Raw genomic sequence first — 20,449 nt, 5'->3', positions numbered from 1 at the left:
ACTACAAGCCTTTCCAACGCCATGGAGTTAGCGAGACAAGGAGACAAGGAGACAAGGAGACAAGGAGACAAGGAGACAAGGAGACAAGGAGACAAGGAGACAAGGAGTTGGGAGTTGGGAGTTGGGAGCCTTGAACAAAAGCAACCTCACCGGGCAACCACCCTCAATCTCAAACCTTCCTCAGCACATCCTCTCCTTCTCTCCTTCTCTCCTTCACTCCTTCACTCCCTTCACTCCCTGTCTCCCTGTCTCCCTGTCTCCCTGTCTCCCTGTCTCCCTGTCTCCCTGTCTCCCTGTCTCCCTGTCTCCCTGTCTCCCTGTCTCCGCGTCTCCCAACAACCGCTTCAACTCCCTTCTTGCTCGATTCAATCTTGACCCTACGGTTCCTTCGGGGATTTTGAGGGTTGCTGCGATTTCTTGGTAGGAGAGTTGGTTCTCCTCCTTGAGTATGAAGATGGCACGGAGTTCGGGATCGAGGGCGGCTAGTGCTTGGTGAACTTGGCTGGCTCGTTCCTCTTGCACGACAAGATCCGGTTGCTGGGTTGTTGGCTCGACGACCAACTCACTCGTTCGCCGACGCTTCTCACGGCGCAGATACTGCAGGGCCTCGTTGGTCGCCAATCGGTACAGCCAAGTCTCGAACTTTGCCTCACCGCTGAATTGATGGAGTTTAGAAAACGCATGCACGAAGACATGCTGTGTCAGGTCTTCTGCATCTTGAATGCCGACCATGCGGACCATCAAGCCAAAGACTCGATCCGAAGTCGCTTCATAGATCTCACGGAGCGCACGGCGATCGCCAACCGCACCAGCTAGTACCGTCGGGTCGTCAATTAAATCAAAAGAAGACTCATCATCCATAAACGCCATCGCCACCGTTCTAAGCAATACCCGAGGAGTTGGGAGTTGGGAGTTGGGAGTCGGGAGTCGGGAGCCGGGAGCCGGGAGCCGGGAACCGGGAGCTGGGAGCTGGGAGCTGGGAGTCGGGAGCCGGGAGCCGGGAGCTGGGAGCTGGGAGCCGGAAGAATCGAACAAAAGCCAGCTCATAAGACAACCACGCTCAACCTCAAACCTTCCTCAGCACATCCTTTTCACTCCTTCACTCCTTCACTCCTTCACTCCTTCACTCCTTGTCTCCTTGTCTCCTTGTCTCCGTGTCTCCGTGTCTCCGTGTCTCCTCGTCTCCTCGTCTCCTCGTCTCCTTGTCTCCACCACTCCCCCGCTAAATCCCTTTCCCCAACCAGTCCACTAACCTCGCCACTTCCTCTGCATCTCGCACTCCCACCGCGGTCACGCTTCTTGTCCCTTGCTTCCAGGTCGCTGCGATACTGGAATCCAGATCCACTAGGCAGCAGCTCTTGTCACCGCACTTGGCCATGCTGGAAGGTCGATTGCCAAACCATGCTGCCTCTTCGTCATCGTGCTCGAAAAGCACCAACGTTGAACCATCATTGCGTTTACAGACGGCTTTGACACAAGTGCAACATGGCATCTCCAGGACACTCGTTGACGCGAGCGAATAACCGTCTGGCAACCCTCCTGAGACAATCGGGCGATAGCCAACTAGCCGTACCGCAGACTCCGCGTCGACTTTCTCGCCGTGGTATTTTGCCAACAGCATCTGCTCAGCTTGATCTGGGTTTGTAGAAAGTTGTTGCAAGTAATCATCCATCACTCCGGCAAACTCTTTCATGTGGTCGGGATCCATCGGCATTTCACCATGCGACGGCATCGCCATCCTGCCACCACTCCCCGCATGATCGACTTCTCCGCCATACCAAATCCCCAGCCCCACCAGCACCAAAATTGAAGCGGCCGTTGAAGCGATTGCCGGCCCATAAGAAGACTGTCGAAACCAGTCTCCAAATCGACGCGACGGCGACACGGGCTCGACAGCCCTCGGTAACTCGGCTTCGATTTTTTGCCAGATCCCCGCTGGGGTTGCCGGCACTGGGGACTGACTAAAAACCGCTCCAAGCGACACAAACTGACGTAGCTCTTCCGTACAGACGGTGCACGATTCAATATGTTTCGCGACGGTCTTGGACTGCGCAGTCGATAGCTCACCGTCGTGGTAGGCCGACAGCAGAAGCTGCATCGATTGGCAATCGTTGGTTGACATGACCCGCTCACTCAGTCAGAGGGAAGTTTTACATACACAGGTTTGGATGCTCGACCGGCTCGTTTCTTCGCATCTTCGACGCAAAAAGAAGAATTCTGACCGAATAGCGAACTAAATTCGGCGAATCACGAAGAAACCGCACTGCTATGCATCTGAATTGGTGGACTACCGAACCACCAACCTCCCCTTTTTCACACAGGCAACCGAGATGCGTTCAACACTTCCCCCCACCCGGGGTGCGTTATTCATCCCTATCCTACTTGGTGTTTTCCTCTTGGGGGTTTACGGCTGTAGTTCGCCCGATCCCGACAAGCTCGCGTCACCAGCAACGCCGAACAGCGATGAACCGGCTGACCATGACCTCCATGTGAACGCCTCCGAAACGGGGACGTCGCCGATGACTGAAAAGATGCCCGAGCTGAAGGGACTGTCGCCGGAGGACCATAAATTGGCAATGGCCCAGCACATTTGCCCTGTCACCGCCGAGATGCTTGGCACGATGGGCACGCCGGAAAAGATTAACGTCGAAGGCAAAGCCGTCTTCATCTGCTGTTCGGGATGCGAAAAGAAATTGCTTGCCGATCCGGAAAAATACCTGGCAGCCCTGAAGGATCACGGCGTTACCCCGCCAGCGTTCTAACTGGCCCAAATTCGGAAGTAGAAACGCCGCCGACGTCGCAACCGGAATTTACGAGGGGCGTACTAGCGTCGCGATGGTTTCCTCTGCCGGTGATCAGGACATTCGGATTTCCGACGTCACTACGACGCCATCGCTGAACAGCTCTCATGACACCTACGACAGCATTCCACGCACGTTTCCATGCCGCCAATTTTTAGGCAACTGTCCGCACAGGCCTGACAGATTTCAGCGCAAGCTCTACAGTAAAGGGAATGAAAGTCGCTGTTGCGAGACATAAAATCAACACATGCGTTGCACGCGGCGGCACAGTCCAGCATAAGTTTAACGTGTGATGGATCGACATGATCGCCACCTTCGGCAAGGCAGGTTGCCGTCAGCATGTCATTAAGAGTCGTGCGGCATTCTTGGCAATTCTCGATACAGTCTTGCTTGGTTACAGTTGCGTTACTCATTCGATGTCTCCTGACGCTAACGTCGAGCGGAAAAAGGTGCGGCCCCGTTGCCGCTGCTGAAACGGAATGCAACTTGCATACCATTACGGGGCATATTCAACATCGTCAGAAAGACAGCATAGGTATAAGAATGGCTACGATTCAGATCACCGCCACCGATCCCGTCTGCGGAATGACCGTCAAGACGCACGATTCACGTAGTAGCGAGTACCAAGGTAAAACCTACTACTTTTGCAGTGCCGGCTGCCAACAAAAATTCGAGGATGATCCCGCTGGAGTCCTCGAGGCTCGAGCGAAAAAAGACGGCGAAAATAAAGACGCTCAGCCTGCGGACGAAAGCGGCAAACACTCGTGCTGCGGCGGACATGGTCCTTCAACCACCAACGTGAGTGCTAAAAAACCACAGCCTGCAGATTCATCCGCGATCTATACCTGCCCGATGCACCTGGAAATCGAGCAAGTCGGTCCAGGCGACTGTCCGATTTGCGGCATGGACTTGGAACCGAAATTCGTCGACATCGCCAACGATGGTGACGACGAACAGTACAACGACATGAAGCGGCGGTTCTGGGTCGGAGTCGCCCTGTCTGTGCCACTGCTGGTGATCGCGATGGGCCCAATGCTGGGCTTGCGTGTTGCAGACTGGATGAGCAACACCGCGTTTGGTTGGCTGCAACTGGCACTTGCAACACCGGTTGTCTTTTCGGCGGGTTGGCCTCTTTTAGTACGAGGTGCTAAATCGTTTCGCAGCATGAACCTAAACATGTTCTCGCTAATCATGGTCGGGACGATGGCGGCCTATTTGTTCAGTCTGATCGTCGTGTTAATGCCAGGCGTGATTCCCGAGGCGTTCTTTGAAAATGGAGTTCCACCGCTGTACTTCGAAGCCGCCGCGGTAATCATTACTTTAGTACTGCTAGGGCAAGTCTTAGAACTGCGAGCCCGCCAGCAGACCGGCGGCGCGATTCGCGAACTGATGCAGCTAGCCCCTGAAACCGCCACACGAATCAGCGATAACGGTGAAGAAGAAGTCGCATTAGATTCCGTCCACAAGGGCGACCGATTGCGGGTCCGCCCTGGCGAGAAGGTCCCGGTTGACGGACGCGTGATGAGTGGGTCAAGCAGCGTTGACGAGTCGATGCTGACGGGCGAGCCGATTCCGGTTCAGAAATCCGAAGGCGATTCGGTCACCGGTGGGACGCTTAACCAGACCGGCGCGTTGGTAATGGAGGCGATCGGTGTGGGAGGCGACACCGTCCTGAACCGTATCGTACAAATGGTAGCCGACGCCCAGCGAAGTCGTGCACCGATTCAAAAACTGGTCGATGTGGTTGCACGCTACTTCGTCCCAACGGTCATCGCGTGCGCGATCGCCGCCTTCATTGGCTGGGCGGTGTGGGGCCCCGAACCGCAGTTGGCTCACGCTTTTGTTGCCGCCGTGGCGGTTCTGATTATTGCCTGCCCCTGTGCACTGGGACTGGCAACACCGATGAGCGTAATGGTCGGTGTCGGTCGCGGTGCCAAAGAAGGCGTGCTGATCAAAAATGCGGAAGTACTGGAGGTCATGGAAAAAGTCGACACGATTGTCGTTGATAAGACAGGCACCCTGACTCAAGGGCGGCCCGCCGTCACTGCCGTCGAAACATTCGGCAAATGGAGTGAAGACGACGTGTTGATCTTAGCTGCATCCGTCGAAGCACAAAGCGAGCACCCGCTCGCGGACGCCGTCGTCCGTCGCGCCAAAGCAGATGACCTTCCAATACACGAAGCCACCGATTTCAAGAGCATCACCGGCGGAGGCGTACAAGCTCACGTCGACGACCACACGATCTTGATCGGCAAAACCGATTTACTGCAGCAGCACAACGTGGCCGAAGTCGACGCTGGTCTTAACGCTGCGAAAAATCATCAAACCGAAGGGGCAACCGTCGTCTTTGTCTCGATCGACGATCAGCTTGCGGCAATCCTTGCGATCACCGACCCGATTAAAGAAAGCACGCCGAACGCGCTGCAAACGCTACATGAACTGGGACTGAAGGTCATCATGCTAACCGGCGATGCCGAACCAACGGCCAAAGCCGTCGCCACGAAACTGGGCATCGATGAATTCCACGCGGGCGTCTCCCCTGAGGACAAGCATGCCTTCGTTCGCAAATTAAAAAACGATGGCAAGATCGTGGCAATGTGCGGTGACGGAATCAATGATGCACCCGCACTTGCCGAAGCGAACGTTGGCATTGCGATGGGCACAGGAACAGGCGTGGCGATCGAATCGGCTGGCGTAACACTTGTCGGAGGCGACCTGCGTGGTGTCGCCGCTGCGGGGAACCTAAGCCGTAAAACGATGAGCAATATCCGCCAAAACCTGTTCTTTGCCTTTGTCTACAACGCGATGGGAATCCCTATCGCTGCAGGGCTTTTATACCCCGTCTTTGGACTGCTGCTCAGTCCGATGATCGCGGCGGCGGCGATGAGTTTCAGTAGCGTTTCGGTGATCGCAAACGCACTGCGACTGCGTTCAGTGAAACTTGACTAATCACGTTTGATGGTCGCGTCCCAAGTTCGTGAAAACGGGGAAGTGATTTCGCACGAAGAGGAAACCGGCTAACGGCAAACGACCTTTTCGAAAACATCCCCAATGCTCATAGACGACGAGCGGAACGAAAAATTCGCGAAAGTCCTCCGCGATGACTCCAACGAAATCGGACGCGTTAGTTGGTTCCATGGCGGAGAGGCATCCAAATTTTCTTCAATTTCTTTTTCAGCTTCGTGAAGAAATGGCGGCGAAAATCATCTAAAGAGCATTGAAGCAAAGGGGAGCAGTGACCTATCCCAAGATTTGATCGTTATTACTTTCTCTCAGCAGAGTGCAGTTGTAACGTCAATTCCTCTGGGGAACGGAGCCCTGCTTACCAGTCGCTCGTACCGATTCCCACAGCATACGTTCGCGTTTTTGGAACGATTCACAATGAACCGCCGCCGCACCAACACCACCGCTCGAATCTTCGCCGCATTTGCGGTGATCGCGGTTCTGTTGGTAGCTTCTCCTGCGGTTCGGGCAGGGCAACCTTGCCCGGAGGCGTGTTGCCAATCGCAACATGTCGCTCATGATTGTTGCGGCGAAAATCCGTCGCATGAATGCCCAGCGATGGCATCCTGCGACGCCCCCGTTTGGTTACCGCCCAGAACGTCCGGCGCTGAGTCGGCGTCCAGCGGTTCTCTCCATAGCGATTTCGCTATCGTCGATTGGAAAATGGATTCGGTCGCCTTTGTCGATCCGGTTCGATTTCCCAGATCCAACTCCCTGATTGAACAACACGTACGCCTTCAGATTTAGCTGTGAGTAGAGCTTCGATTTACGAAGCCTGAACGACATCCATCTGAAGATCGTTTTGTGTTTGTTTCCTTGATGGCTCACGTCGATATTGACTGCGCCATCCATCCTGGAGTTTCGATTATGTTAGCGACTATTTTCTCGACGGTTTTGTTTGCCTTTACTTGTGCCCCCGCTGCCAATTCAGACGTAATGACAGCGTCTCAATCGGCGTGCTGCACGAAGTCCGCGGATTGCTGCGACGCGGGCCTTGCCTGCTGTTCCGTCCCCGTAGATTGTTGTACCGAGGACGCACCTTGCTGCCTCGCCGAGGCACCATGCTGCGATGATGGCAAATCATCCGCGACGGCTACCGAGACGGAAAACGCAACCAACCAGCTTTCATGCTGTAGCGAAGGCGCGGCTTGCTGCCTCTCGAACGCAGCCTGCTGTGACGATGCCAAATCCTCCGCAACGACCGACGCAGTTTCAGCAACTGCGGGCAAACCGACGTGCTGCCTTAAACGTGCATACTGCTGTTCTATTGAGAACGCATGTTGTGGCGATCGCGCGATCACGACAGACGAAACCGACGCAGCGTAACGCGGGAGGTCTGTTGTCAGGGATGAGACAAGGAGATTACCGATAGCGGGATTCAGCAGAACTTACGGATGAACCTCCGCGATTCACGAGGATTTCAACGAATCCTAATTCTCCAATAACGCCCCAAGACAACCGACCAGCGTCACGCTTTCTCTTTTATCGTTCTCCAGCCGGACGAGCCTTCTGACTCGTTCGGCTGGTGTCGTTGTCTTCCGTTGCAGCTAAGTTGCTCTCCTGTGCCCCCTCGATCCAAAGCATTGGCATCGCCTGCCTATCAGCCGCCAACTTCTAATTTTTTTGATGAACAGAGTCCTATTCGGATTGGTTACGATCTTTGTGATTGGTGATTATCGCATTCGCACGTCGCGGAACATCCCCGGAAACCAGACTTCGTTTGGGACGTGCGATAAATAAGTTGCAAGTGTGGCAGATAGAAAAGGCCCCATGCCAGCTTGCCTGGCAGGCAGCCAAGATTTGAAATTTGGTTAATAGAGTTCCGTTTCCGGGCTTGCCCCGGGGGGCTCACAACTGGCAGATACTCTCTCGTACGATCGAAATGCGGTTCTCCGCCAGCCCGAGTCTAATAGCGAGCTCGATGGCACGAAAAATGCGGAATCCCATAACGGCAGAAGAGAAAGGCACAGATAAAACGGACTCGTTATTCGGCGAGACGTCCGAATAATATTTGCGGAATTCAGGCATTCAAATCTCTGTTACCCGTTCTATCAAAAACCATTCTCGACCTGCCAACCTCTGCACATTCATAGTGACTCCCCTAATCAAAGGACGACCGATGACAACGCCTCTGAATCATGTCAAATGCCCGCACTGCGGCAAGGATGTCGACGACCGTGCCCCAGCGTGCCCTCAATGCGGAAAGAAAATTTACGTCAATGTCCCGGGAGATATTACCCCGACCAAACACCCTCCCATTGATTCCCCTGAATAGGCTAACAACACGATGGCTAAATATCACGAAGGGTCGAAAGTGAAGTGGAAATGGGGCGACGGGTATGGACGAGGTAAGGTCCAATCAACCTTCACTAAAAAAGTAACGCGAAAAATCGACGGGACGGAAGTCACCCGGAACGGGTGCACCGACAATCCAGCCTACTACGTGACGGTTGACGACACGAACAACGTCCTCAAGCTGGAATCGGAACTAGAAAGTGATACGTAAAGGCAAGTCTTGACACGATGCCTACAATAGAACGTCTTTCTGTTCTCTTAATCCACCGCTAGAGGGCCTCTGATGGCACATCAATCATTGCCACCAGAGCAAATCGCACAGGCATTTCGGATACTATCTTCCGAGATGCCAGGTCGAGTGCCCGGGGCAATGGGGCCTAAACGACAGCCCAATCCATTCCGCTCGTGCATCTCTTGCATGTTGTCGGCACAGTCGCGGGACGCTAACACCGCGACCGCTACCAAGGCATTGTTCAGACTTGCTCGCACGCCAAGAACGATGTTGAATCTGAGCGAAGAGGATGTCAAGACAGCGATCAAGCCTTGTGGACTGTACAATCTAAAAGCGAAGAACATTCACAACTTCTGCCATGCTTTATTGGACGACTTTGATGGAGTCGTGCCAAACACCCGAACCGAATTGATGCAATTGCCGGGGATCGGCAGGAAGTGTGCCGACATCGTGCTGCAGTTCGCCTTCGCTATCGACACGATTGCTGTCGACACGCATGTCCATCGAGTCTGTAACCGAACCGGAATCGCTCGGGGCACAACAGCGGAGAAAACAGCTGCGGCTTTAGAGAAGACGGCACCTTCGTGGGCTTTTCGCGAAGGACACTTCTGGCTGATTCAGTTCGGCAAGAAAGTTTGCTTAGCACGAGCGCCAAAGTGTGCGACGTGCCCGCTTCAACACCTTTGCCAAAAGCGGGCCGAAGAGACCGCGAGCGGAACGAGCCTGAGCAAAAAAAGAACCTCTGGTAAAGCAGAGCCCTCAAGTGCAAACTGAATTTTCAAATCGGGTTCGCCCCCTGGAGTAGATTTTGTCGCAAGCAGAAATCAATCGAGTCCTGGTTTGTGGAGCCACCGGTTACGTCGGCGGGCGTTTGGTTCCGAAGCTGTTAGAAGAGGGCCTAGAGGTCCGATGCCTGGTACGCAGCCCTGAGAAAATCCGAGCGTTTTCGTGGGCAGGGCACCCGCAACTGGAGGTCATCGAAGGGAACCTGGACAACTCCGAAATCGTTCATCGAGCAGCCCAAGATACCGATGCGGTCTACTACTTAGTCCATTCGATGATCAGTGCGGGAGAGGACTACGCGAAACGCGATCGTGAACTTGCCAACGCCTTTTTGACAGGCATGCGTGGGACGAACTGCCGGCGAATTATCTATCTTGGCGGCCTGGGAGAACTGGGCCCGGATCTAAGCCGTCACCTGCACAGCCGACGTGAAGTCGCTGAAATATTATGCAACAGTGAATTCGACACAACGGTTTTTCGGGCCGCGATGATCATCGGATCAGGCTCCGCATCTTTCGAAATCCTTCGATATCTTGTCGAACGACTTCCGATCATGATCACGCCCAAATGGGTAAAAATGGAAACACAACCGATCGCGATCCGTGACGTTTTACGCTACCTAGTCGAATGCCTAAAAGTCCCTGAAACCGCCGACCGAGTGATCGATATTGGCGGGACAGATGTGTTCACTTACCAACAGCTCATGCAGGTGATGGCCAAATCTCTAGGACTGACCAAACGAATCATTCTGCCAATCCCCGTGCTAACCCCGAAACTAAGTTCCGCTTGGATATCTCTGGTAACCCCGGTCAACGCAAGCATCGCCAGACCGCTCGCCGAGGGACTTCGCAACCGCACCGTCTGCCGCGACGACACAGCGCAACGTTTGATGCCAGGACCTCTATTGGGAGTGAAAGAAGCGATCGATGCGGCGCTGGGGAAGTGGCGGATGGACGACGTCGAAACTCGATGGTCGACGGCCGGAGCAATGCCTGGTGATCCCGAATGGTCCGGCGGAAAGGTTTTCTTGGATCAACGTCGCAGAAACGTAAATGCTTCGGCTCGTCAAACTTTTACAGCGTTAAGCCAAATCGGGGGGAAATATGGATACTGGGGCGCCGATTGGCTTTGGTGGCTTCGCGGATTAATGGACAAGGCAATTGGAGGCCCAGGACTTCGCCGCGGCCGTCGGCATCCTAAGAAACTGAGTTACGGCGAGGCCGTCGATTTCTGGCGTGTCAATGGATACAAGAATGGTGAATGGTTACGGCTAACAGCAGAGATGAAACTACCCGGAGTCGCTGAACTTGAATTTCAAGTGGAAGCCGTTGACGATACCCATTCCTGCATCACTCAAACCGCCCGGTTCCGCCCATCCGGTCTTCTGGGCCTAGCCTATTGGTACGCAGTCCTGCCACTGCACTTCTTCGTTTTTCCCAAAATGATCAACGGGATCGTAAGGGATGCCGAAAAGCCCACCGATTAGGTCTAAATCCAACTTTACCGAACGCACTAAAAGGGTAACGGTCGAAGATCATTCGCGATGAACGGTGACCTTCCAGAAAACTGGCAGGTGACACCCCCGCGATGCAAACCGCAAAGTGGCATGGAGATTGCGACTAATCGGATTCCAGTGAAAGCGTGGAATTATCGATAACCGCAAAAAAGGACCATAGCATGCTGGATACACTCCATGAGAAATACGAACAAGTACGAGATGAAGCAAGTGAACGGACAGGGGTAGGGCAACCGGATACCAGAAATGCCGGTATCGGAATGACAGAGTCGGCGGTTGCGTTCGCTGCGGCACTTGGTGCTACCCTTGTCGCCCGCGAACTACTTGAAGCGACATGGCGAACGACACTCGACCGTGATCCACCAAAGAATCCAGCGTCACATGAGGTCGCGTGGAAAGAGGCCGTTCTGTGGGGCGCCGTCTCCGGTGCCCTCGTCGGAGTCGCCCGCATCGCTTCACGTCGACTGAGCACAGATGCCGTACGCAAACTGCGTTCGTAGACGGTGCCCCGCCGCCAATGATCATCTGCGATGTGCGATAGTAAGTGCAGAGTCAAGTCGAGATTTTAACCCGCTGCGTCAGTTTTGACGTTGCGATTTTGAGGCGATTAGGTGATTGCTGTGGTCAATCCTCCTGATTTCCGTATTCTTGCGAATGCCTCAAATCATTCGGCTATTTCAGCACCTCTTTTAGCCCCAAGTATCGAGAGTTCCATTTCCGGGCTCGCCCCGGCAGCTACCAACTGGCAGCTACGAACTTGGGCGATTAAAAGGCTGCCGGAGAAGGATGGAGCGGGGGACGCCTTGAGCCAGCTGCTTTAGAAACAACGTGGCCAGGCATCGGTGCCGATTCCAGCACATGAAATCGACACCTAAGAGAAACGGGCTGACTAAGCCTCTGCGACGACTCGAGTCGCCAAGAAGTTAATGCTTCGCTCGGCCAATCGCGAAAGATGGCGGTTGGTTTTACCTTCTTCATCGAGCGTTAGTTGCAAGGTTTCCGCGGCTTCATGCTCGCCAAGCTTTTCTGCAAAGGCCCGCGCCGTTCCATAACCGGCCATCTCGTAGTGCTCCACTCGCTGGGCAGCGGCGATCAGCGCTGCGTCCAACACTCGTGGTGGAATATCCTCTTTTAGTAACTCTTCGCCTTCGCTGATGATTCCTTCCATTGCGTTGCAACGGTGACCCCCCGGTTCAAAGTCCAACCCCTTAAAGACATTTTCTAGACGTTGGACGTGGACCTTGGTTTCCGCCAAATGCTTTGCGAACGATTCTTTCAGATGAGTGTCGGTCGCGGCAGCTTGCATCTTGGGAAGTGCATCAAGAAGCTGATTTTCGGCACTGTACAAATCTTTTAGCTCGTGAATGTACAGTTTATAAAGGGAGTCAAGATTCATGGTTCATTCTCTCAAAAAGGAAAACGGGTTCAGAAGAGAAAGCTTCGAATTACAGCACGACAATCAATGCGTGCACGACACCCACCACCCAGAACCCAACAATGGTCAGGACTAAATTCAACCAAAATTGCGTGCTCAGGCCGGTGTTCATGTACACAGCCAAAGGTGGTAGCAAGACGGCAAGAATGATTTTGAGAATACTGTTTTCGTTAGCGATGGCTGTCATTCGGACTCTCCGTAAAGATTGGTGTATTTCTTTCAACGGTGAAGAGAGAAACGCGAATCCCGTGCCATAACAAATCCAGTTAGGAGATTAAGTTCGGTTCAGCATCCGATTCGGCTTCTTTGGCGTGGTCTTGTATGGTCTCGTCTTTGTTCGCCAAATTTCCCTCAGCGGTGTTCGAATCCGCTTTGTCCGACCTCGTATTTGCAGCACGGTCGTGCGCCACCCTGGAATCTCGATTCGTTTCTCGCTCAGCCGCACCACCGGTTTCCAACATCGCTACAGGCACACCGTCAGGGAAAACGACTTCGCGAGCTTCGTCAGGCATGCTAATGTCCGCGTCACTCAGCGCGGTCTTCGCTTGACGCATCAACACACTACAGACCGACGCGGCATCAAAACGCTCCGTATCCAACCAAAACCGAGTTACCAAATTCACCGTTGAAGCCCCCAGTGAATCAACAAGCACTAATGGCGATGGCTCACTGAGCACCGCTTCGTGCCCGGTTAACACCTCGTGGACGATCTCTTGGGCTTCGGTAACCGAATCGTCATAGCCAATTCCCATCACGAATTCCTTGCGCACCCGCGGTGACGAGGAATAGTTCGTGAGGATCGCTTTATAGACGGTGCTATTGGGAATTTGGATATGGTTGCCATCCACGGTCAATAACAGGGTTCCCCTGGTGGTGACGCGCCGCACAAACCCCTTCTGCCCCTCCAGTTCAATCAGGTCGCCTACGCGAAAGGGCCGATTCAAGCTAATCAGAATGCTCGCAAGATAGTTCTCAGCGATGTCTCGAAACGCGAATCCAAGTGCCAGTCCAATAAGCCCCGTACCCCCCAAGACAGTGACCGCCAATCGGCTAAGTCCAGAAACCTTCAAAGCGATATAAATCCCGACCAACATGACAAGGACCGCCACGACGCTGGCGATCACCTGCTGAAGCAACTGACTGTCCAGTCGGCGAGCGGTAACACGCCGCGCCACGGTGGCTCCCAGCTTCGCGGCCAAATAGGACAGAAATATCACCAAGGTGCCAATTGCCAACAGCGGCAGCAGCTGCACAAAGTTACGACCAAGCTGCCGCAACTGGAAAACTGCGGGCTGAAAATCCCAGATCGGACGATCTTTAACCCTGATCTGATTGACGACAGCGACCACATCGGAGGTCCGCTGCGATACCCGCTCAGCCCATTCACGGTGCTTCTCGTTGTCGGCGATTCCCGTGAGAAAAACGACCCCCTCGTCGGTCCGCACCTCCGCTCCTTCGAACCAACCGGTCGCCGAAAAGATGTTCTCCAACCGAGCCGAAATATCTTCGTCGACCGCGACCGGATCAACCTCCACCTTGTCCGGCGTCTCAATTTCCGCCTCATCTTCCTGATCCAGGATCACGGTTTCGGCTGCCTGATCCTGAGCCGACACGATCGCCGATCCGAAGGAAGCAACCAAGACGATTGAGCAAGCAAAGAACAGCTTCTTCAGATAAGGCATATCGCGTCAACAAGTTGGCGAAAAGCGTGCCGTCGATGTGGAATCAGCACGATAGAGTTCGACGACAGGAAAAAGGCCCGAGACCGCAGCGGCAGTCGGTTCGGGAAGGCTAAATCATGCCCCCACGCGACGATTGACCTCGCTGCGGCGTTGGCCAATCGCGATCAACGCGATGGCTCCCAATAGCGACCCCACCCAGCCTGCAGACTGAAGAGCAGAACCGCCGACGATTAGGTAGCCGACAAAACCTCCAGCCAGGGATCCCGCAATCCCCAGCAACATCGTTTTGAACAACCCCATCGGCTGCGATCCAGGGTAAATCGCACGTGCGATTGCTCCGACAACCAAGCCAAACAGCACCCAACCAATAAGCCAAAACATGATGATCTCCTAAAAGTATTTATTCGCCCTCAACATGGGGCAGGGACTCGTTCCATTCGGTGGACCGCCGAAAAAGAGCGTGACGGTCCCACCGGTTCACAACCGTTGATAAATCAAAGGCCAAAGCAAACACCGTTCCAATAGTGGCCGGCCCTCCTGCAATCTCAAAAGATCGGGTGGCTGCCTGCCCATCGTTCAGAGTGACTGGTTTGCAGCCAAAGAAGGAAACAAAGTCTTCTGTTTTTGGCGACCGTCTCCTTCAGAAAGGCATCCCTTCATATTGGCACACGAAGTGCTTAAGTGAACGAAGTGCTTAAGTGAAATGCTTAAGGAAGTGTTTGAGTGAATGTTAGAACTGCATACGAATTGCTCAGAGACCGAAGCAGCAATGAGAAGTGATCACCGAACAATTGTCTTGAGTAAACCGCTTCGATTTTGTTCGCGCGACCACGCTCTGTTTGCGGGGAGGGCGTTTCCTCAGAACAAGAGGATTGACCAACCTGTTCCTGGTCTCAGCAGAAAAGTCCAATGCGTGCATCGCCAGGAGAGGCGGATCCGTTCCCCGCTCAGACGTTGCAAGGCCACCCTTACATCGATCCCGTCCAAGCCCAGGTGATTCCAATCATGCGACACGCCGCCAAACGACTTATCTTCTTTCTTTCAACGGCGACCATGCTGGGTCTTTTCGCCCAATGTTCTGCTGAGGAAACGAGGCAGTGGACCGATGCGAGTGGAAAATTCCGGGTCGAAGCGGAACTCCTTGCTGCCGATAAAAACTTGGTGGTCTTGGAAAAAGATGACGGCGATTTAATCGCCGTCCGCCGCGCACAACTCTCGGAACCGGATCGTCAATATATTCAGCAAAGTGACGCTGCGGCAAAGGCGTCGTCGGCGCCACGCATCGATTCCGAGTGGAAACTTAACGATGGCGAAGTGGTTGCTGGCCGCCTGATGGGCTTTGGACGACAGGAACTAAGCATCAAACGCGAGCTAGGTGATTTGTGGATCAATGATCATCGCCTTGAAGATCTTCCTACCGCCTATCGCAAGGTCCTCCCAAACGTCGTCGCGGCGATCGACCAAAAGCCGATCGGATCACTGGAAGCGTTGGAAAAACACCTCGCCGAACACGGAGGCGGCCCCTACAAGTACACCGTTAGCGGCGTCCAACTGGAACTGAAGGAATGGGGGGTTATCACCATTCCACTCGCTCTCCTGACGGAGAAAGAGGCAGAGGAAGTCAGGCCAGGTTTCGCCCGCTGGCAAGCAGCCCAGCAGGAAGATGTCAGTGAGGAAGATCGGTACGAAACCACAAGCCGTGAGCGATTGGCGCTCAACAGCCGCGACCGGCAACGGCGCCGCTATCAAGCGGCAGGACAGCAAGCCTGGCAACAACGTCAAATGCGAATGCTGGAATTGGGATTGCTGGCGGCGGACGCGGGCGTAACCGACATCTGGCAAGTCGAAGTGATCCCGCCTAATAGCTATGGCTACGGAAGAATGGTTGTCGTGTCGGCTCAAAACAGTTCGTTCGCAAGACGAAAAGTCGCACAGCAATTCCCTGGCTGGATGATTGGTGCGATCGCAAAACGAAGCTATTAAGACGAAAAACCGGCGTCAAACGCCGGTGAAACCCAAGCCACGGATGAAACGGGCCCGTCAAATTTTGTAACCGCTGACCGCGTGGAAACAAACCTATTGGGAGATTATCCGATGTCGCTGAAAGAGAGCCAAACCATCGAGTTCTTCGGTGGCCCGATTGACGGGCACGTTGCTCGGAAGGCTTCCAATCCAAAGCCGTTCGTGTTCTTGAAGACCGCAAGCCGCGTCGGGAGCAATTCCCGACTGGCTCAGCTGGTGCGATTGCTCTTGTTCCAAGGACACCCGCAACTAGACCGGTTTGCTGTCTACGAACTTGGTTCAAAAAACCAGCGGCTAGCGTACCTCTACCTTCGAACAACACAATCGATTGAACCGACAAGCGACGCAGTGGCCGAACGTGTCGAGGTCAAGGTCGAGTAATGCCAGAAGGACAAGAGAACGTTTGCGCGATTTAAGTTAAGCGAAAAAATGCCACCGCTTGTCACGCAAAATCACCCTAAAAGAAGCGGAAGCAGACATCGATGGTTTGCAACAACCTTGCGGCCTTTTCCCATGAGATGTGTTTGCGACAAGCCCCATCGCTGGCGCCGGTGGGAGTGCGGCAAGCTACCCAGCACGACCACCGGTTAAACGTTTAAGATGCAACACGCGGCGACTAGGCAGTCTGATTTGCGTGTTTGCCTTCAGCGAACTCTTCGATCGCTTTTTTACAGAAAGCAGGCAAGTCGTCGGGGTTGCGGCTGGTCACCAAGCCTTCATCACAGACACATTCTTCGTCAACCCATTCGGCTCCCGCATTTTTCAGATCGGTTTTCAGGCTTGGCCAAGAAGTAACCCGACGTCCACGAACCACATCGGCTTCGATCAAAGTCCACAGACCATGGCAGATCGCGGCGACCGGTTTATGTTGCTTAAAAAAGTCGCGAACGAAACTGACAGAATCTTCGCACATCCGAAGTGCGTCAGGATTGGCAACGCCGCCGGGCAGCACCAGCCCATCGAACTCTTCAGCAGAGACGCTATCAACGCATTGGTCGACCTTGAATCGATCCCCTTTCTCATCATGGTTCATCCCTTGGATCTTTCCCTTCTTTGGAGAAACTAAAACAACTTCAGCCCCGGCAGCCTTTACGGCTTCCCAAGGCTTTGTCAGTTCAACCTGTTCAAAACCGTCGGTAGCCAAAAATGCAATCTTCTTCGTTTTTAGTGAATTACTCATTTGGAAATCCTTTAGGTATATGTGTTGCGTTCATACAAATTGACAGATCCGCGACCAGGGAGCGAACCCTCGCCGAAGGGACCTTGCAACGACTTATCGCGCGTTACACAACGCGAATTCAAGAATCGGTTGCAGAACTAAAATTGGCCGCTTTCGGCGCGTCCTGGCCTTCGGGTTTCCGCGACTCCCAACGAGCCAGTTTGTCGAACTTGCTCTGCAATCGCTGCGTAATCCCCGAAAGTTCTCCCCCACGGTGCATCCCTGGTTCACTGCACATCTCTTTCACGCGAGATTCAAGATCCGCCTGCAGCGACACCCCTTCCTGCCTCGCATACCCGCTCATCAGAAGAGCTTTCAACAACGCCTCCGATTCGTTGCCGCCCGCCTCCTGTTCACTATCGAGCGACTGACAAACGATTTCTGCAAGTTTCTTTAACTGCTGTTCTATTTGTGGATTCGTGTCACTCATCGGGCACCTTTCACGGAAACGTAAAATTAAACATCAACAGTGATTTCGACATAATGCAAAGCCCATACCACAGGCGAATCAAAAGCCCATTGGTCCCGTTCATCTTCGTGGACGACTGGCGGCAAAACCGGTTACAGACCGCTACAAGCTGGACTCTGGCGATGCCCGCCCTCCCAAAAAAGACAAGCCCGCGAGATAGGTTTGCGGACCGAAAGATTGAGGCGTATTCTACGACTCGGGTAAAAGCGACTAGGGCCGAGCGAATGCGACGCTCGGTCGAAGAAGGGCACGGATTATGCGGCAAAGTATCCAATCACAAAATCCCAACCCGCTGCGTAAGCGAGGGACAGGGAGCACGGTCTGCTATTTTTCGCTTACGCAGCGGGTTGGGATTTCGATGGTACGCACTAGGCCATGAATTCATGTTGACCGATTGCTTTCGTCGATCTGACTCTAGCGTTTCGGCAGCAACCAAATCGATGATGCCGACATTCAATTAAACAATCCTTTCAGCAGACACTGAAACATGAACCCCATCGACCTTCAAAGTTTTACCACGGTCGCAATCGCAGCCTTCCTCGGAGCGATGATTGGAATCGAACGCGAGATTCGCGGGAAGCCAGCAGGGATCCGCACTCACATTTTTGTTTGTGCCGGTTCAGCATTGATGATGATCCTCGGCCAGGAAATCATCGATCAGTTCCAAAAGCATGAACCAGATTCGGTCCTCAGTTCCGATCCGATCCGTGTCTTGCAAGCGATCGTCGTGGGGATCAGCTTTCTTGGAGCCGGAACAATCGTGCATGATTCCCGAGAAGGCGTAGAAGGTCTAACGACAGCAGCGACGATCTACCTGACCGCAGGAATCGGAGTCGCCACCACCGTCGACCGCGTCGGTTTAGCAGTCGCCGTCACCCTCTTCGCAGTCAGCGTCCTAGTAATCGTAGGCTTCATCGAACGACAAGTAGAACAATGGCACAAGCGACGATCCAAAGCCAAACCCAACTAAAAAGGGGTCAGGAGCCTTTTTGGTTCTCAACCAGCGTTTTACCTACCGATCACGAGCTAATTGAGGTTGTTTTCCTCTGTTCTGCCCCTTGGGAACGGCGCCCGTTTTATGAGCGAATCGTTATTCTCGTTTCGTTGCGAAATAGGTAAACTACGGCACCCATCGCAAATCCTTTGGAGGATCGCAACGTATTCGGTCCGCAAGTGCTTTTCGACAGGATGCCCACTCAGGTGTTTCCGGCGACGACTCCAGCAGGGGGAAGCGTTGCCGGTTTTGCTTGCAATGCTGTCCAGTTCCCCAGGTTCATCTGAATGAAACCAACCAGACGCTCGCTTACCCATTTCCTGCACCTCCTACGAGCGCTCGTTCGTGAACCGTCCGTCGTCGGGATGGAGGATGCTTTCTTTCGTGTGCTGCGACGTGAACTGGAAGAGTTCCCTGTCACGGTCACACGCTATCAGGGTTTGCTAGTTGCCCAGGGTGACGATCCAGAGAGCAACTACCTATCAGCCCACGTTGACCGCCACGGACTGGTTTGCACCGGCCCGCGTGAATTCCAGTATGCGGCTTTCATCGCTGGCAATCGTGGTGAATTGAACGGTGATTCCATCTCCGAACAATTCATGACAATCATCGCTGGCCGGTTTCGCGGGCAACGGGTGCAAGCTCACGCACCTTATGCAGGAACGTACTTAGGTCAAGGCACGATTAACGAATCCTACATCTGCCCGCGTCGCAAGAACCTGATCTTTGACATCGATGGCCTTGATTTTCTTCAGCCCGGTACGCCGATTTCTTTCGTGGATCGCCTGAAAGAAAATGATGGACAAATCTCTGCCCAACTGGACAACGTGATCTCGGTTGCCATGCTGATCGAAATGATCCGCCTCGGCTTTCGAGGAACGGCGTTCTTTTCCGCAGGCGAAGAATGCGGTCGAAGTTATCGTTACGTCGCGGAGTGGTTTCAGCGGTTCGATCTAAAAACGCGACGCCTGATCGTGCTGGACACAAGCCCCTTCCCGACGACGAATGATCTCAGCGTTCAAAACGTGGTGCTACGAAATCGTGATTCGGTCGCTGACTTTGATCCCTCCATCACCAACGAATTGAAGCTAGCCTGCGATCAAACGAAGATTTCGTATCGTTTCAAGGATGAATACGTTGTTGAAATGAACAAAAGCCGCGAAAAGCAAAGCTCGATTGGACGAACCGAACTGGGGCGTTTGATCGAAGCGAGTGGAGGTGAAATCACCGGCACGACACTGCAGTTACCGACATCTTCCTATCACACCCAGACCGAAACCGCGAACCTGTCCAGCGTGCATGCGGTGCTCTGCTTGCTGCGCGTCATCACCGGCGTTGCCTGATGACGCCCGGCGTTTGATTTGGATGGAACAAGTACGGGTGCCGTAGCTACCTCCGCACAATCGCTACCATCCCAACAACTTACCAAACATCTCTTGTTATCTGGCTTCTAACAAAACCAGATCCGATAGGTACGAGTTCAAGGTGCAATCCTTTCGCACAGGCGAAGTCTATCCTCCAAACCCGTTCAGTCGAAACATGTCCTCCACCATCGTATCTACTGACAAACCAATTCACCGCGTCGTGTTAGTGGACGACGACAGCACGGATAATTTCCTTCACAAACGCGTGCTGGAAAAATCAGGGCTGGTCGAAGAAGTGATTGCCTTCGAACAACCCGAGATGGCATTGGATTATCTAGCGTCGATTGAGCACCCAATCGACGTAATTTGCCTTGACATTAACATGCCCAAGATGAATGGCTTCGAATTTCTGGAAGCCTATCAAAAGCTGGAAATCGCGAAAAAACAACTGCCGCTGGTTGTGATCCTGTCAACATCCGTCACGGCCGAATCGATCGCGTGCAAACAAGGTATTTCATCTGTCGTTGCAGCGGAAACGAAACCACTGCGGCGGGAAACCGTCGAGCAATTAGTTATCGAATACTTCAACGGTGCCTCCTCAATCGCGCAGTCATGAAAAACCAAATTCGCCGCA

22 protein-coding genes are annotated in these 20,449 nt (G+C 53.6%); 13 read left to right on the top strand and 9 right to left on the bottom strand.

Annotated elements, in window-relative coordinates; genetic code table 11:
• Positions 1 to 213: 213 nt before the first annotated feature.
• Entirely contained in the window at positions 214 to 861 is a 648-nt protein-coding gene (locus FF011L_RS04360; RefSeq protein WP_145354953.1) for an RNA polymerase sigma factor, read from the bottom strand.
• Between the two features lie 361 nt (positions 862 to 1,222).
• Complete coding sequence (locus tag FF011L_RS04350) at positions 1,223 to 2,122, bottom strand: zf-HC2 domain-containing protein (RefSeq protein WP_145350453.1); 900 nt, start codon at positions 2,120 to 2,122, stop codon at positions 1,223 to 1,225.
• Between the two features lie 208 nt (positions 2,123 to 2,330).
• Between FF011L_RS04350 and FF011L_RS04345 the strand changes: the two genes are divergently transcribed.
• Complete coding sequence (locus FF011L_RS04345) at positions 2,331 to 2,762, top strand: hypothetical protein (RefSeq protein ID WP_145350451.1); 432 nt, start codon at positions 2,331 to 2,333, stop codon at positions 2,760 to 2,762.
• Between the two features lie 119 nt (positions 2,763 to 2,881).
• Here FF011L_RS04345 and FF011L_RS04340 read toward each other — a convergent pair whose 3' ends face one another.
• Positions 2,882 to 3,214: a four-helix bundle copper-binding protein gene (locus tag FF011L_RS04340; RefSeq protein ID WP_145350449.1), complete on the bottom strand. Its 333-nt coding sequence runs from the start codon at positions 3,212 to 3,214 to the stop codon at positions 2,882 to 2,884.
• Positions 3,215 to 3,344: 130 nt separating this feature from the next.
• Here FF011L_RS04340 and FF011L_RS04335 point away from each other — a divergent pair, with 130 nt between their 5' ends.
• The 7 genes from FF011L_RS04335 to FF011L_RS04305 all read left to right on the top strand — a co-directional run bounded on the left by FF011L_RS04335 (position 3,345) and on the right by FF011L_RS04305 (position 11,130).
• On the top strand, positions 3,345 to 5,750 hold the full coding sequence (locus FF011L_RS04335) for a heavy metal translocating P-type ATPase (protein WP_218933002.1): 2,406 nt from the start codon (positions 3,345 to 3,347) through the stop codon (positions 5,748 to 5,750).
• A 432-nt stretch (positions 5,751 to 6,182) separates the two neighbouring features.
• Positions 6,183 to 6,551, top strand: a complete 369-nt coding sequence (locus tag FF011L_RS04330) for a hypothetical protein (RefSeq protein ID WP_145350445.1) — start codon at positions 6,183 to 6,185, stop codon at positions 6,549 to 6,551.
• A 1,372-nt stretch (positions 6,552 to 7,923) separates the two neighbouring features.
• Positions 7,924 to 8,079 carry a zinc ribbon domain-containing protein gene (locus tag FF011L_RS04325; RefSeq protein ID WP_145350443.1) on the top strand — a complete coding sequence of 52 codons (156 nt, stop codon included), beginning with the start codon at positions 7,924 to 7,926 and terminating at the stop codon, positions 8,077 to 8,079.
• 12 nt (positions 8,080 to 8,091) lie between these two features.
• On the top strand, positions 8,092 to 8,310 hold the full coding sequence (locus FF011L_RS04320; protein ID WP_145350441.1) for a hypervirulence associated TUDOR domain-containing protein: 219 nt from the start codon (positions 8,092 to 8,094) through the stop codon (positions 8,308 to 8,310).
• A gap of 72 nt (positions 8,311 to 8,382) precedes the next feature.
• Complete coding sequence (locus tag FF011L_RS04315) at positions 8,383 to 9,105, top strand: endonuclease III domain-containing protein (RefSeq protein WP_145350439.1); 723 nt, start codon at positions 8,383 to 8,385, stop codon at positions 9,103 to 9,105.
• Between the two features lie 34 nt (positions 9,106 to 9,139).
• A complete protein-coding gene (locus FF011L_RS04310; protein ID WP_145350437.1) occupies positions 9,140 to 10,600 on the top strand; it encodes an SDR family oxidoreductase in 1,461 nt (486 codons plus the stop codon).
• A 191-nt stretch (positions 10,601 to 10,791) separates the two neighbouring features.
• Positions 10,792 to 11,130 carry a DUF4235 domain-containing protein gene (locus FF011L_RS04305; protein WP_145350435.1) on the top strand — a complete coding sequence of 113 codons (339 nt, stop codon included), beginning with the start codon at positions 10,792 to 10,794 and terminating at the stop codon, positions 11,128 to 11,130.
• A gap of 389 nt (positions 11,131 to 11,519) precedes the next feature.
• On the opposite strand, the gene FF011L_RS04300 is transcribed toward FF011L_RS04305, so the two are convergent.
• From FF011L_RS04300 to FF011L_RS04285, 4 genes are all read right to left on the bottom strand, one after another.
• A complete protein-coding gene (locus FF011L_RS04300) occupies positions 11,520 to 12,026 on the bottom strand; it encodes a ferritin-like domain-containing protein (RefSeq protein ID WP_145350433.1) in 507 nt (168 codons plus the stop codon).
• A 49-nt stretch (positions 12,027 to 12,075) separates the two neighbouring features.
• Entirely contained in the window at positions 12,076 to 12,252 is a 177-nt protein-coding gene (locus FF011L_RS04295) for a YqaE/Pmp3 family membrane protein (protein WP_145350431.1), read from the bottom strand.
• Between the two features lie 79 nt (positions 12,253 to 12,331).
• Positions 12,332 to 13,747: a mechanosensitive ion channel family protein gene (locus FF011L_RS04290; protein WP_145350429.1), complete on the bottom strand. Its 1,416-nt coding sequence runs from the start codon at positions 13,745 to 13,747 to the stop codon at positions 12,332 to 12,334.
• 114 nt (positions 13,748 to 13,861) lie between these two features.
• Positions 13,862 to 14,128 (bottom strand): GlsB/YeaQ/YmgE family stress response membrane protein, encoded by a 267-nt coding sequence (locus FF011L_RS04285; protein WP_246109731.1) that lies wholly within the window; start codon positions 14,126 to 14,128, stop codon positions 13,862 to 13,864.
• A gap of 528 nt (positions 14,129 to 14,656) precedes the next feature.
• Here FF011L_RS04285 and FF011L_RS04280 point away from each other — a divergent pair.
• Positions 14,657 to 15,730, top strand: coding sequence for an SHD1 domain-containing protein (locus FF011L_RS04280; protein ID WP_145350425.1), 1,074 nt, complete (start codon positions 14,657 to 14,659; stop codon positions 15,728 to 15,730).
• Positions 15,731 to 15,841: 111 nt separating this feature from the next.
• A complete protein-coding gene (locus FF011L_RS04275; protein WP_145350423.1) occupies positions 15,842 to 16,150 on the top strand; it encodes a hypothetical protein in 309 nt (102 codons plus the stop codon).
• 235 nt (positions 16,151 to 16,385) lie between these two features.
• Here the strand turns inward: FF011L_RS04275 and FF011L_RS04270 are convergent, their stop codons facing one another.
• Positions 16,386 to 16,949, bottom strand: a complete 564-nt coding sequence (locus FF011L_RS04270) for a type 1 glutamine amidotransferase domain-containing protein (RefSeq protein ID WP_145350421.1) — start codon at positions 16,947 to 16,949, stop codon at positions 16,386 to 16,388.
• 118 nt (positions 16,950 to 17,067) lie between these two features.
• The gene (locus FF011L_RS04265; protein ID WP_145350419.1) at positions 17,068 to 17,418 is read right to left on the bottom strand and encodes a hypothetical protein; all 351 of its coding nucleotides are present in this window, start codon (positions 17,416 to 17,418) and stop codon (positions 17,068 to 17,070) included.
• Positions 17,419 to 17,944: 526 nt separating this feature from the next.
• On the opposite strand from FF011L_RS04265, the gene FF011L_RS04260 reads away from it, so the two are divergent.
• From FF011L_RS04260 to FF011L_RS04250, 3 genes are all read left to right on the top strand, one after another.
• Entirely contained in the window at positions 17,945 to 18,427 is a 483-nt protein-coding gene (locus FF011L_RS04260; protein WP_145350417.1) for an MgtC/SapB family protein, read from the top strand.
• A 311-nt stretch (positions 18,428 to 18,738) separates the two neighbouring features.
• Positions 18,739 to 19,794 carry a zinc-binding metallopeptidase family protein gene (locus FF011L_RS04255; RefSeq protein WP_145350415.1) on the top strand — a complete coding sequence of 352 codons (1,056 nt, stop codon included), beginning with the start codon at positions 18,739 to 18,741 and terminating at the stop codon, positions 19,792 to 19,794.
• 196 nt (positions 19,795 to 19,990) lie between these two features.
• The gene (locus FF011L_RS04250; protein WP_145350413.1) at positions 19,991 to 20,431 is read left to right on the top strand and encodes a response regulator; all 441 of its coding nucleotides are present in this window, start codon (positions 19,991 to 19,993) and stop codon (positions 20,429 to 20,431) included.
• Positions 20,432 to 20,449: the final 18 nt, after the last annotated feature.

Origin of the sequence: Roseimaritima multifibrata (genome assembly GCF_007741495.1) — a bacterium.
Classification (GTDB): Bacteria; Planctomycetota; Planctomycetia; order Pirellulales; family Pirellulaceae; genus Roseimaritima; species Roseimaritima multifibrata.
Note: the sequence above shows the minus strand (reverse complement) of the source record. Positions and strands in the feature narration are given on the sequence as shown.